Below are 12,157 nucleotides of genomic sequence, written 5' to 3'. Positions count from 1 at the left end.
CCGGAGGCGATCCCGAGCGCGGCCAAAACCAACTCCTCGCGCGGAGTGACGCGTTCCGAAAACCCTTACAGGGCGAGCGACCGAGTAACGAACATGAAAGTTCTGGTGACCGTCAAGGAGGTCGCGGAGGCGGACGACGACTTCGCGATCGAGGGAACCGACATCGCGGAATCCGACCTCGAGTACGACCTCAACGAGTGGGACGACTACGCGGTCGAGGCCGCGGTCCAGCTCTCCGAGGCCGGGATCGCCGACGAGGTCGTCACCGTCACCATCGGTCCGGAGCGGGCCGAGGAGACGATCCGGATGGCGCTCGCGAAGGGAGCCGACCGGGCGGTCCGCGTCTGGGACGACGCCTTCGAGGAGGGGTTCTCCGACGTGGCCGCGAAGGTTTCGACGTTCGAGGCCGTCGTCGAGGCGGAGGAGCCCGACCTCGTGCTCGGCGGCGTCCAGGCCGCCGACACCGGATTCGGCGCGACGGGGGTCGCGCTCGCGGAGCGGATCGGGTTCGAGCACGCCGCGGTCGTCAACGACCTCGAGGTCGACGCGGACGCGGGCGTCGCCCACGTCCACCGCGAGCTCGAGGGCGGCGTCGAGGAGCTGACGGACGTCGACCTCCCGGCCGTGCTGACCGTTCAGACCGGGATCAACGAGCCGCGCTACGCGAGCCTGCGCGGCATCCGGCAGGCCCAGCGCAAGGAGATCGACGCGACTGACCTCGGCGACCTCGGGTTGACCGCCGAGGACGTCGAGAGCGCGCTCACGATCACGTCGATGTACGAGCCGGAGAGCGAGTCCGACGCCGAGATCATCGAGGGCGACGCCGGCGAGGTCGCCGGACGCCTCGCCGAGGTCCTCCGCGACAAGGGGGTGAGCGCGTGATGGCCGACGTGCTCGTCGTCGCCGAACACCGCCGCGGGGACCTCCGAGACGTCTCCTACGAGGCGATCACGGCGGGCCGCGAGCTCGCCGACGCTAGAGGCGGCGACCTCCACGTGGCCGTCGTCGGCGGCGACGTCGACGCCTTCGCCGAGGAGATGAACCGCGAGGGCGTGGACGCGATCCACACCGTCGGGAACGGCGAGGAGTTCGACCACAACGTCTATCAGACGGCGATCGCGGCCCTGCTCGACCGCACGGACGCCGCCACGGTCGTGGCGCCGAACTCGGTCAACGGCCTCGACTACGCCCCCGCGGTGGCCGAGGACCGCGGCCTGCCGCTGGTGACCGACGTGATCGGGGTCGAGTACGACGGCGGCCTGACGATCACCCGCGAGATGTACGGCTCGAAGGTGGAGACGACCGTCGACGTCGACGGCGACCGCCACGTGCTCACGGTTCGCGGCGGCGAGTGGGAGCCCGCCGGGGGCGTCGGCGACGCGGCCATCGAGTCGGTCGACGTCGAGCTGCCGGCGTCCGGCGCTCGCGTCACAGGCTTCGAGGAGGTCGCCGGCGGCGACGTCGACATCGCCGACGCCGACGTGCTCGTCTCGGTCGGCCGCGGCATCGAGGAGGAGGAGAACCTGGAGCTCGTCGAGGAGCTCGCCGACGCGCTCGGGGCGACGCTCTCCGCCTCCCGGCCGATCGTCGACAACGGCTGGCTCCCGAAGAACCGGCAGGTCGGGCAGAGCGGGAAGGTCGTCACCCCCGACGTGTACGTCGCGGTCGGCATCTCCGGCGCGGTCCAGCACGTCGCCGGGATGAAGGGCTCGGACACGATTATCGCGATCAACACCGACCCGAACGCGCCGATATTCGACATCGCCGACTACGGCATCGTCGGCGACCTGTTCGAGGTCATCCCCGAGCTCGTCGACGAGTTCGCGTAGGCGGGCGGCGCCGCCTCGACGAGTTCGCGTGGACGGGCGACGCCGCGGCTCGACGGCTCGTCGACGACCCACGCCGGGCCGCGGACACCGGCCCGTTCTCGGTTCGTTTATGACCCCACCGACCCTCCGATCCGGCATGAGCGAGGCCGACGAGCAGACGGCTGCGACCGCGACCGGCCGGGAGATCTGGATCGAGAAGTACCGGCCGCAGTCGCTCGACGACATCCACGGACAGGAGGACATCGTCGAGCGGCTCCAGAGCTACATCGAACAGGACGACATCCCGCACCTTCTTTTCAGTGGACCTGCCGGCGTGGGAAAGACGACCGCGGCCACCGCCATCGCCCGCCAGGTGTACGGCGAGGACAACTGGCGCGGGAACTTCCTCGAGCTCAACGCCTCCGACCAGCGCGGCATCGACGTGGTGCGCGACCGGATCAAGGGGTTCGCGCGCTCCTCGTTCGGCGGCGACTTCCGGATCGTGTTCCTCGATGAGGCCGACTCGCTCACGTCTGACGCCCAGTCAGCATTACGCCGGACGATGGAGCAGTTCTCCGACAACACCCGCTTCATCCTCTCGTGTAACTACTCGTCGAAGATCATCGACCCGATCCAGTCGCGCTGTGCCGTCTTCCGCTTCTCGCCGCTCTCGGACGAGGCCGTCGCCGCACAGACCCGCGAGATCGCGGCCGCGGAGGGGATCGAGGTGACCGACGAGGGCGTCGACGCGCTCGTGTACGCCGCGGACGGCGACATGCGCCGCGCGATCAACTCGCTGCAGGCGGCGGCGACGACCGGGGACGTCGTCGACGAGGAGGCGGTGTACGCGATCACCGCGACCGCCCGACCCGAGGAGATCGAGTCGATGGTGACGAACGCGCTGGAGGGCGACTTCTCGCGGGCGCGGGCGACCCTCGATCAGCTCCTCACCGAGACGGGGATGGCCGGCGGCGACGTGATCGACCAGCTCCACCGCTCCGTCTGGGAGTTCGACCTCAGCGAGCGCGAGGCGGTCGCGCTGATGGAGCGCATCGGCGAGGCCGACTACCGGATCGCCGAGGGCGCCAACGAGCAGGTCCAGTTGGAGTCGCTGCTCGCCTCGCTGTCCTTGAAGGAGTAGCCCGGGCGAGGCGGCTCGGGAGCGAATCGGCGCCCCGCGCGTCCCGACCGACGACGCCGGCGGCCCGAGCCCTACCCCAACACCGCGAGCGCGAGGAGCATTCCGACGGCGGCGGCGGGAGGAATGGTCAGGTTGTCGTCGACGGCGACCTCGCGGATGATCGGCGGGAGCCCGTCGGCGACCGCGGCGGGCACGGCGCCGGCGATCGCGACGGCGACGCCCGCGTCGGGGCCGAACGCGGGGATCGTGAACGGGACGGCGAGCCCGAAGCAGACGAGGAACATGGCGATCCACGCGGCCGGTCGCTTCGCCTCCGTGGCGTCGTTGTCCGCGAGCGCGCCGCTGACGGGGTCGCCGACCGACAGCATCCACATCGCCGGGATCGCGAGCGTGGGCTCCACGAGGAGGGCCACGCCCGTCATGCTCACCTGATACAGCGCGTAGCCGGCGAGCGCGTCGTTCTCGTACTCCCGGGTGAGCTTCCGGTAGAGGGCGTGGTCGAGACCGACCACGAGCCGAAGGAACTCGAGAGCGAGGACGACGGCGAGCGCGGCCACGAGGAAGTAGCGCGTCTCCGTCCACGTGAGCCAGCCGAGCAGGTACGGGACCGGGTAGAGGGTTCCCCCGGAGTGGACCAGCCGCCGCTCGAACTCCACGCGCTCGCGCCATGCCGTCGTCGAGAGCGCCACGTCAGTTGGTCTCGACGGTCGTCTCGACGGTCTCGTACCGGTCCAGCAGCGCGTCGAACGGGTCGCCGGCCCGGAGCGCGGCCAGCTCGCCGGCCAGCTCCGCCGCCGGAACCCGGACCTGCGCTGCCGAGTCGCGCTCGCGGACGGTGACGGTGTCGGGACCGCCGCCCTCGATCCCGTCGCGGTCGACCGTGACGCAGAACGGCGTGCCGACCTCGTCCTGTCGGCGGTAGCGCCGCCCGATCGAGCCGGAGTCGTCGTACGCCACCGCGAGGCCGGCCGCGCGGAGGTCGCTCGCGACCCGATCGGCGAGGTCGACGAGCCGGTCGTCGTTGGTCACCAGCGGGAACACCGCGGCGTCCTGCGGCGCGATCTCGGGCTTCAAGGAGAGGTACGTCCGCGCCTCGCCGTCGACCTCGTCCTCGCGGTAGGCGTGTGCGAGGAGCGTCTGGACGGTGCGCCCCACGCCGAAGGACGGTTCGACGACGTGCGGCGTGATGTGCTCGCCGCTCTCGGTGGTCTCCTCGACCGCGAAGGTCGCGACGTCGACGTCGACCGCGTGGGTCTCGGCGTCGTCGCCCTCCCCCACGGTCACCTCGACCGTCTCGCCGTCGAAGGCGGCGGGGTCGCGCTCGGCGAGCGTCTCCAGCGCTTCGGCGACCGCGCTGGCGTCGCCGCCGAACTCAGGGCCGAGGACGGACATGTCGGGGTCGACCGTCGCGCGCTCGACCGTCTGCGGCTCGTCGTAGCGCTTGAACACGGTGAAGGAGTCGTCGCTGTACTCGCCGTGCTTCGAGAGGTCGTAGTCGGAGCGGTACGAGAAGCCCGCGATCTCGATCCAGTCGCCGTCGACCTCGCTCTCCGCGTCCCAGCAGTCGGCCGCGTAGTGGGCGCGCTCGCCCGCGAGGTGCTGACGGAACCGGAACCGGTCGGTGTCGACGCCGACGCGCTCGTACCACCCCTTCGCGACGCCGAGGTAGTAGCCGACCCACGGGGAGCCGATGACGCCGTCGTCGACCGCCTCGCCGATCGTCGTCTCGACGTACTCGCCGTCCTCGGCCTCCTGTTCGGTCGCCGGGTACAGCCGGACGTCGACGTCGCGGACGCGGTCGAGCGGGGGCTCGTCCTCCTCGGGGTCGATGAACTGCTCCAGTTCGGCCTGCGTGAACTCGCGGAGCCGGAGGAGGCCGCCGCGCGGCGAGATCTCGTTGCGGTAGGCGGGGCCGATCTGCGTGATGCCGAACGGGAGGTTGCCGCGGGCGTACTCCTTCAGCCGCGGGAACTCGACGAAGATCCCCTGCGCCGTCTCCGGGCGGAGGTAGCCGGGCTGGCCGTCGCCCGGTCCGATGTCGGTCGCGAACATGAGGTTGAAGTCCTCGACCGGCTCGCCCGCCAGCGGGGTGCCACAGGAGGGACAGGCGATCTCGTTGTCGGCGATGAGGTCCTCGACCTCCTCGCCGGGGAGCGCCTCGGCGTCCTCGATCTCCGTGACGGCCTCCACGAGGTGGTCGGCGCGGTGGGACTCGCCGCACTCGCCGCACGCGACGAGCATGTCGTCGAACCCCTCCAGGTGGCCGGACGCCTCGAAGACGGCCTCCGGCATCACCGTCGGCGCCTCGATCTCGCGGTTCCCCTCGCGGAGGGTGAACCGGTCGCGCCACGCGTCCTCCAGGTTCCGCTTCAGCGCCGCGCCCTGCGGCCCGAACGTGTAGAAGCCGGCGGTGCCCCCGTACGCGCCGTTCGAGCCGAAGAAGAAGCCCCGTCGCTTCGCCAGCTCGACGAGGTCGTCCGCGGCCATTTATAACCCCTCCAGGAGGTCGACGTCGCGCACGATGCCCTCGAGGTCGGTGCCGCTCACGAGGGGGACCTGCTCGATGTCGTTGCTGATGAGCTCCTGTGCGACCTCCTTGGCCGTCCGGGTGGCGTTGACCGTGATCAGGTCCTCGGTCATGAAGTGGCGGGTCGCCTCCGCCGGGAGCTCCACGTTACGGGTCGGGAGGTAGCGCGCGCCGGTCGCTTTGATGCCCTCCCACGACCACTCGGAGTCCTGTTCGGCGATCGAGTCGCCGGTACTCGCCTCGCCCTCGACGACGCGGGCGACCGCCAGGATGTCGACCTCTGTGAGCATCCCCGCGATCGCGGCGTCGTCGTCGAGCACGACGGCGTAGGGGACGTTCGCGAGCCCGATCTCCCGCTCGGCGACCGGCAGCGGGGTCTCGGTGTGGGTCGCGTTGACCGCTCGGGTCGCGAGGTCGCCGACCTCGGTGTCCCCGTCGATCTCGCCGCGGGCGATCGCCCGCACCACGTCGGTCACGGTGAGGATGCCGAGGATCTCGGTCCCGTCGACGACCGGGAGGCGGCGGGACTCCTCGGCGACCATGGTGGCGGCGGCGTCGACGATGTCGTCGTCCGCGCCGACGGTCGGCACCTCGCGCATCAGCAGCGCGAGCTGGTCCTCGTCCGGCTGCTCGATGAGGTCGTCCCGGGTGACGAGCCCGCGGTACACCTCGTCGCCGTCGACGTCCTTCACGACGGGGACCGAGGAGAAGCCGTACTCTTTGATATACTCCAGCACGTCGTTCCGGCTCCCCGGAATCTCGACGACGACGAGATCCGCCCGGGGCGTCATGGCGTCTGAAACGTTCATGCACCGTCTTTCAGCGTGGCACCTCTTGTATACTGCGAAGGTGGGCGGGGACGGCGCGGGGCGGGCGAGCGGTCGCGGTCCGGTCTCGGCTCGCCGAACGCGGAAGAGACAGCAGTCCAACCCGTCCGTCGGATCGACGCCCTTCGTCGCCGATATCCGTCCGATCGACGGCTTCGAGGCCGCTTCGCCGTCGATTCGCTCGCTCGGTGCGCGGATCCGCCGACGGCGGGCGGCTTCGGTTCGGAACGCTTATACCTACTGTGAACAATTGACAACCATGTCACGGAGTTCCACTCCTTGGGACGACCCGGACCCCGATCGCCGTCGGACGGCGCTGCCCACCGATCCGACGCTCGACGCCGACGACTCGCCGGACGTGATGGCGTCCATCGACTCCTCGGCGTCGCGACCGGAGCTGGTGATCGCGGACGTCTCGCGGGAGAACGCGTGGGTCTCGGTCGACGAGACCGACGCGACCGTCCTCGAGGAGTGGTGCTGACCCGGTAGCCGGTTCCCGTTTTCGCCCTCGTTCCGTTACGCCGACTCCCGGACTCCCGCTCCGAGTTCCCACGCCCGGATCAGCGACGCGATCGTCCGACACGTGGGCGCCGACGCGCCGAAGCGGTCGGCGCGGTCGGCGACGGCGCCGTAGATCGCGTCGACCTCGTTCCGTCGCCCGGCGGCGACGTCCTCGTGCATGGAAGAGCGGTTGGCCGCGGTGTCGGCGGCGACGCGCTCGAGGGCGGCGACGGCCTCGTCGTCCCCGAGGTCGACGCCGTCGGCGCGCGCGACGCGGGCCACCTCGCGGGCCGCCTCGCGCGCCACCTCGCCGCCCGGCCCGTCGAGCGTCGCGCCGTTCGAGAGGCGCGCGAGCGCCGAGGGGCCGTTGATCCCCGCGTTGACCGCGAGCTTCTCGTACCGTCGTCGAGGCATGTCCCCGGCGACCGTCGTCTCGATCCCCGCCTCGTCGAACGCGGCGCCGACGCGCTCGGCGAGCGGGTCCCGGCCGCCGGCGAGCGAGCCGACGACGACCTCACCGACCCCCGTACACGTCACCCGACCGGGCTCCGCGAGCCGGGCACCGTAGCTCGCGGTGCCCGCGAGCACGGTCGGGTCGAGCGCGGCGACGAGCCGCTCCTCGGTGAGCCCGTTCTGGAGCGAGCAGACCGCGTCGTACTCGCCGGTGGCGAGCGCCCGCGCCGCCGCGTCGGTGTCGTAGGCCTTCGTGGCGATCAGGGCGAGGTCGGCGGCGCGGTGCGCCCCGTCGGTGAGCGCCTGCGGGTGGACGTGCGCGTCGATCTCCCCGTCGATCCGGAGCCCGTCCTCCCGGATCCGCCGCATGTGCGGGTCGCGGCCGACGAGGGTGACGTCGTGTGCCCGGGCCAACAGCCCGCCGATCAGGCTGCCGAGGGCGCCGGCGCCGTAGACGAGGATCTTCATACGTGTCACCACGGGACGCGACTGAAAAGGCGTGGCGGTGGTGTCGGGCGTCCGGCCGGACGGGGCGGTGACGCCGACCGTCCGAGCGACGACGTCCCGTCCCTTACCCCTTCAGCCCGCTACCGGTCAGCGGGACGACCACGTCGTCGTCGGGGCCGATGACCCCGCGTTCGCGGAGCTCCCGGAGCGCGGCCGGCGCGACGGCGCAGGTCGGCTCCGTGTAAAACCCCGCTCGGTGGAGCCGGTCGAGCTCGCGCGTCGCGGCCGCCTCCGTCACCGCGAGCGCGTCGCCGTCGGTGGCGGCGATCGCCGCCAGGATCTCCGCGCTCCGCACCGGCTCCGCGATCTGGATCCCGTCGGCCGCCGCGTTGACCCGTCCGTCGGGATCGGCGGCCGCCGGCCCGTGCAGCTCCCGGACGATCGGGGCGACCCCGGCCGCCTGCGCGCCGAAGAGCCGCGGGACCGCGTCGATCCAGCCGGCGCGTTCGAGCCGCCGGAACCCGCGGTACGCGCCGAGGAACAGCGTGCCGTGACCGAGCGGGGTGACGACCGCGTCCGGGGCCTCCCAGCCGCGCTGTGCGGCGATCTCGTAGGCGACCGTGGCCGTCCCCTCGAAGAAGGCCGGGTTCCAGGCGTGACTGGCGTACCACGCCGAGCCGCCGGATCCGCCGTCCGATCCGCCCGCACTACCTCCGCCGAGCGCGGCGACGCAGGCGGCCGTCACGTCCGCCCGGCTCCCCTCGATCCGGACCGGCTCCGCCCCGGCGCGGCGGATCGCGCGGAGCTTCGACTCCTTGACGTCGGCCGGGACGTACACCGCGGCGTCGATCCCGGCGCGGGCCGCGTACGTCGCGATCGCCGCGCCGGCGTTGCCCGAGGAGTCCTCGACGACGCGCTCGACCCCGAGCTCCCGAGCGCGCGTGAGCGTCGTCGTCGCCCCCCGGTCCTTGAACGAGCCGGTGGGGAACACGTACTCCAGCTTGAACTCGGCGTCCCAGCCGTCGCTTCCGCCGCCGTCGGCATCGCTCCGCGGGCCGTCGGCGGCGACGAGCGGGGTCATCCCCTCGCCGAGCGTCACCCGATCGGCGGGGTCGTCGCCGACCGCGAGGAACGCCGCGTACGCCCAGAGCCCGTCGCGAGCGTCGGATACCGCGCTTTCCTCCGAGTCCGGCGGAGAGCGGTCCGGGATCGGCGGGTCGGCGAAGTTCAGGGGAGCGCCGCACCCGCAGCGCCACCGGTCGACGACGGTCGCGCCGCATTCGGGGCACGCGAGGCGTCTCGGCGTCGCGTCCGTCTCCCCCGCGTCCGTCTCCCCCGCGTCCGATCCGGCGGGGTCGTCGTCGACCGGCATCAGTAGCGGTCGACGTTGGTGCCGACCGAACAGACGTACTCGCCGGCGGCGACCTGCGGGAGCCGCCGGGTGCGCCAGAAGACGCCGTCGTCGTCGGCGGTCACGCGCCCCTTCATGCCGCCGAAGGTGTCGGTGACCTCGAAGAGGACGTCCCCGGCCGAGACGCGCTCGCCCAGGTCGCGCTCGAACCGGATCAACCCGCCCGCGGGCGACCCGTACTGGTCGAACCCGCGCGCCCGGATCTGCCGCTCGATCTCGACGTCGCCGTCGAGGAAGCCGTAGTGCCGGAGCACGTTGAACACGCCGTCGACGCCGTACCGGATCGACTCCTCGTCCCAGCCGACGGCGCCGCCGAGTTCGGGGTCGATCGTCGGGATGCCGTGTTCCGGTCCGGCCCGCGCGAGCTGGCCGTCCGGGCCCTTGATGTCGAGGACGTGCCCGCAGCCGAACACCTTCGCGAGCTCCAGGCAGTCGCCGTGGAGGCGGTGGCGGACGCCGCACCGCACCCGCGTCTCGTTTATCATCCGGCTGGTCGACCCCTGGTGGAGGTCGAGGATGAGGTCCGCGCGCTTCGCCGCCTGAAACGTCGCGTGAGCGATCCGCTCGCTCGTCGTCCCGCCCTCGTCGCCGGGGTACCCTCGGTTCATCTTTCGGTCGTCGATCGGGTTCCGGTGCTCCGCCACCTGAAATCCGAAGTAGTTGACGATGCCGACGACGAGGACCGTGCCGGACAGCTCCGTCGGATCGATTCGCGGGACCACGCGGTTGACGACGCCCAACCCGTTGAGTTCGTCGCCGTCGCTGACCGCCTGCACGTACAGCGTCCGCCCGGCCGCCGCGCCGTTGATCACGGCGACCGGCAGTCGCACGGGGCTCCCGTCCCGCGTCTCGCCCACTTCGAGACGGCCCGTGTCCGTCTCGCCCGGCGGGGCGCGGGCCGTTCCAAGGGTGATCATTACCCGAACGTGGGCCGGGCGCCCCTTTATCCGTTCGGTCCACAGCGATTGGCCGACACAACCTTTATCGCGGTTTCGACCGAGAACCAGACACTGAACGCCGCGTCCGCCCGGCCGCGGGGGTCGGGTGCGGACCGCCCGGGCTCTCGCCCGGCGTTCCGCCCGTCGTCGGCCGGACTCGGCGCTCCCACACATGAGCATCGACATCGAACCGCTGGCGGACGGGGACGGACTCACGGTGACGGACCACATCGAGAACACCCAGTTCGAGGTGTACACCGACCGGACGGTGGACCCGGTCGCGACCCCCGGCGACGCCCACTACTTCCCCGTCGACGCCAGCGTCACGGTCGAGACCGCGTCGGTCGAGATCCCCCGCGTCGCGGTCGTCGAGACGCGCGCCGGCGACGGCACGCTGCTCACCCGGGGGGACTCCTACTGCATGCCCGCCGGGACCTATCACGTCGGCATCGACCCCGCGCCGACCAAGCTCTACCTCGCCTTCGAGTCGGGGTTCTCGGTGTCGACGACGGATCGGACCACCCGGATCGACCTCGACGCCCCCGCCGAGGTCACGCTCGGGTTCCGGTCGCTCCACCAGGTGCCGGCGGGGACGATCGAGACGCCGACGGATCCCGAGTCGCTGATGCGCGCCGTGTCGCTGCTCGGCTCCGCGCTCCAGACGACGAGCCCGGAGCGGTCCTTCCCCACCCTCCGGGGGCACCCGCCGCTGATCGAGCCGGGCGACGAGTTCCGCGTGCCGGAGCAGATCGAGCCGCTCGACTCCGGGATCCGGATCGTCGTACCGCCCGCGTACGAGTACCTCTATCCGGTCGTCTCGCTCGCGTACTACTTCGCGGCCGACGTCGTTCCCGGGGACGCCCCCCGGATCGAGGGCGACGGCTGGAGCTACCCGCTGGAGCCCGACTTCGAGCGCCGGACCGCCGAGGTGCTCCGGCAGTCGTTCCACTTCGACTGTCTCGCCCGCACCGAGGGGTTCTACCCGGTCGACCTCCACGAGCGCGAGACGACCGACCTCGACCTCGACTGGGGCCGGCTGTACGACCTGCCGCTCGCGGAGCGCCTCGGCGAGTACCTCGCGGTCCCGTTCGAGCGCGTCGAGCCCGAGCTCCCGCAGTGGACGCTGACGACCGACGTGCGGCCCGACCCCGACAACGTCGAGATGCTGCCGTTCATCGCAGGGGAGCTGTCGATCGTCCGGTCTCCCGAAACGGCCACGCCGGTGGCCGCGAGCGAGGGGGGCGGCGTCGGGCTCTTCCGCGGTCCGGGAGCCGAGGCGGCGTCCCTCGGTCCGGACGAGTTCGTTCGGGGGGGTGCCGGGGCCGTCCGGGGCGCCGACACCTCGACCGTCCGGGGCGCCGACGCCTCGACCGACCGCGGCGCGGTGCCCGCCGACGCCGACTTCCTGCGGCCCGAGCCGGTCGACACCGTCGAGCACGCGTGGGTCGGCGACGGCGTCCCGCTCGACGCCAACAAGGCGACCCTCGACGCGTACCACCGCCGACTGGAGGCCGGCGCGGTCGAGCAGTCGCGGATCTCCGTCCTCGTCGTCTGCAACGACGAGCAGATGCGCGAGGAGGGCGAGGTCGCGGACCTGTACGGGCTCCGCGACATGGTGCAGTTCGACATCGAGGTGCGTCACGACCTCACCCGCGCGGAGATGCGCGAGGTCCTCCAGTCGGACGTCGACTTCCTCCACTACGTCGGCCACGTCGACAGCCGCGGGATGCAGTGTACCGACGACTACCTCGACCTGACCGACGAGGACCTCGACGTCGGCGTCAGCGCCTTCCTGCTCAACGCCTGCCAGTCCTACCAGCAGGGGGAGGCCCTCGTCCACCGCGGCTCCCGCGGCGGCATCGTCACCCTCTCCGACGTGGCGAACTCGCCAGCGACCCAGCTCGGTCGGATCGTCGCCCGCCTGATGAACAGCGGCTTCAACCTCCGCACCGCGCTCCACGTCGCGAAGCGCGAGCTGATCACCGGCCACCAGTACATCGTCGTCGGGGACGGCGGGACGACGATTTGTCAGAGTCGGAGTGGGGTGGCGCTAGTGTTGAATCTGAGTGATTCTGAAGAGGATTGCTGGGATCTATCCGCGAAA

The 12,157-nt window shown here is 71.6% G+C and carries 11 protein-coding genes; 5 read left to right on the top strand and 6 right to left on the bottom strand.

Annotated features, from left to right (window positions below; genetic code table 11):
* The first annotated feature begins 93 nt into the window (after positions 1-93).
* The 3 genes from R6U01_RS12790 (at position 94) to R6U01_RS12780 (ending at position 2,949) form a co-directional block, all read left to right on the top strand.
* Entirely contained in the window at positions 94-882 is a 789-nt protein-coding gene (locus tag R6U01_RS12790; protein ID WP_410286841.1) for an electron transfer flavoprotein subunit beta/FixA family protein, read from the top strand.
* Positions 882-1,829: an electron transfer flavoprotein subunit alpha/FixB family protein gene (locus R6U01_RS12785; protein WP_410286840.1), complete on the top strand. Its 948-nt coding sequence runs from the start codon at positions 882-884 to the stop codon at positions 1,827-1,829. Before R6U01_RS12790 ends, R6U01_RS12785 begins: the two co-directional genes overlap by 1 nt.
* Before the next feature lie 136 nt (positions 1,830-1,965).
* Complete coding sequence (locus R6U01_RS12780) at positions 1,966-2,949, top strand: replication factor C small subunit (RefSeq protein ID WP_410286839.1); 984 nt, start codon at positions 1,966-1,968, stop codon at positions 2,947-2,949.
* A gap of 71 nt (positions 2,950-3,020) precedes the next feature.
* On the opposite strand, the gene R6U01_RS12775 is transcribed toward R6U01_RS12780, so the two are convergent.
* The 3 genes from R6U01_RS12775 to R6U01_RS12765 are packed head-to-tail and all read right to left on the bottom strand — an operon-like array spanning position 3,021 to position 6,285.
* Positions 3,021-3,638, bottom strand: coding sequence for a dolichol kinase (locus tag R6U01_RS12775; RefSeq protein WP_410286838.1), 618 nt, complete (start codon positions 3,636-3,638; stop codon positions 3,021-3,023).
* 1 nt (position 3,639) lies between these two features.
* Positions 3,640-5,436, bottom strand: a complete 1,797-nt coding sequence (glyS, locus tag R6U01_RS12770; RefSeq protein ID WP_410286837.1) for a glycine--tRNA ligase — start codon at positions 5,434-5,436, stop codon at positions 3,640-3,642.
* The gene (locus R6U01_RS12765) at positions 5,437-6,285 is read right to left on the bottom strand and encodes a CBS domain-containing protein (RefSeq protein WP_410286836.1); all 849 of its coding nucleotides are present in this window, start codon (positions 6,283-6,285) and stop codon (positions 5,437-5,439) included. It abuts the gene before it with no gap.
* Positions 6,286-6,562: 277 nt separating this feature from the next.
* Between R6U01_RS12765 and R6U01_RS12760 the strand changes: the two genes are divergently transcribed.
* Entirely contained in the window at positions 6,563-6,784 is a 222-nt protein-coding gene (locus R6U01_RS12760; RefSeq protein WP_410286835.1) for a hypothetical protein, read from the top strand.
* A 35-nt stretch (positions 6,785-6,819) separates the two neighbouring features.
* On the opposite strand, the gene R6U01_RS12755 is transcribed toward R6U01_RS12760, so the two are convergent.
* The 3 genes from R6U01_RS12755 to R6U01_RS12745 form a co-directional block, all read right to left on the bottom strand.
* Positions 6,820-7,725 (bottom strand): ketopantoate reductase family protein, encoded by a 906-nt coding sequence (locus tag R6U01_RS12755; RefSeq protein ID WP_410286834.1) that lies wholly within the window; start codon positions 7,723-7,725, stop codon positions 6,820-6,822.
* A gap of 103 nt (positions 7,726-7,828) precedes the next feature.
* Positions 7,829-9,076: a pyridoxal-phosphate dependent enzyme gene (locus tag R6U01_RS12750; RefSeq protein WP_410286833.1), complete on the bottom strand. Its 1,248-nt coding sequence runs from the start codon at positions 9,074-9,076 to the stop codon at positions 7,829-7,831.
* Positions 9,076-10,032, bottom strand: coding sequence for a succinylglutamate desuccinylase/aspartoacylase family protein (locus tag R6U01_RS12745; RefSeq protein WP_410286832.1), 957 nt, complete (start codon positions 10,030-10,032; stop codon positions 9,076-9,078). Before R6U01_RS12745 ends, R6U01_RS12750 begins: the two co-directional genes overlap by 1 nt.
* 193 nt (positions 10,033-10,225) lie before the next feature.
* On the opposite strand from R6U01_RS12745, the gene R6U01_RS12740 reads away from it, so the two are divergent.
* Positions 10,226-12,157: caspase family protein (locus tag R6U01_RS12740; RefSeq protein ID WP_410286831.1), on the top strand; the 1,932-nt coding region annotated here is incomplete at its 3' end.

The sequence above is a fragment of the Halorubrum sp. genome (assembly GCF_046498025.1).
GTDB lineage: Archaea > Halobacteriota > Halobacteria > Halobacteriales > Haloferacaceae > Halorubrum.
The sequence above is the reverse complement of the archived record's forward strand: the minus strand, read 5'-3'. Positions and strand labels throughout refer to the sequence as shown.

Excerpts from the sequence above, each read along its gene's own strand:
- R6U01_RS12750 (WP_410286833.1), bottom strand. The coding sequence starts at position 9,076 with ATGCCGGTCGACGACGACCCCGCCGGATCGGACGCGGGGGAGACGGAC.
- R6U01_RS12760 (WP_410286835.1), top strand. The coding sequence starts at position 6,563 with ATGTCACGGAGTTCCACTCCTTGGGACGACCCGGACCCCGATCGCCGT.
- R6U01_RS12765 (WP_410286836.1), bottom strand. The coding sequence starts at position 6,285 with ATGAACGTTTCAGACGCCATGACGCCCCGGGCGGATCTCGTCGTCGTC.
- R6U01_RS12745 (WP_410286832.1), bottom strand. The coding sequence starts at position 10,032 with ATGATCACCCTTGGAACGGCCCGCGCCCCGCCGGGCGAGACGGACACG.
- R6U01_RS12790 (WP_410286841.1), top strand. The coding sequence starts at position 94 with ATGAAAGTTCTGGTGACCGTCAAGGAGGTCGCGGAGGCGGACGACGAC.
- R6U01_RS12755 (WP_410286834.1), bottom strand. The coding sequence starts at position 7,725 with ATGAAGATCCTCGTCTACGGCGCCGGCGCCCTCGGCAGCCTGATCGGC.
- R6U01_RS12780 (WP_410286839.1), top strand. The coding sequence starts at position 1,966 with ATGAGCGAGGCCGACGAGCAGACGGCTGCGACCGCGACCGGCCGGGAG.
- glyS (WP_410286837.1), bottom strand. The coding sequence starts at position 5,436 with ATGGCCGCGGACGACCTCGTCGAGCTGGCGAAGCGACGGGGCTTCTTC.
- R6U01_RS12785 (WP_410286840.1), top strand. The coding sequence starts at position 882 with ATGGCCGACGTGCTCGTCGTCGCCGAACACCGCCGCGGGGACCTCCGA.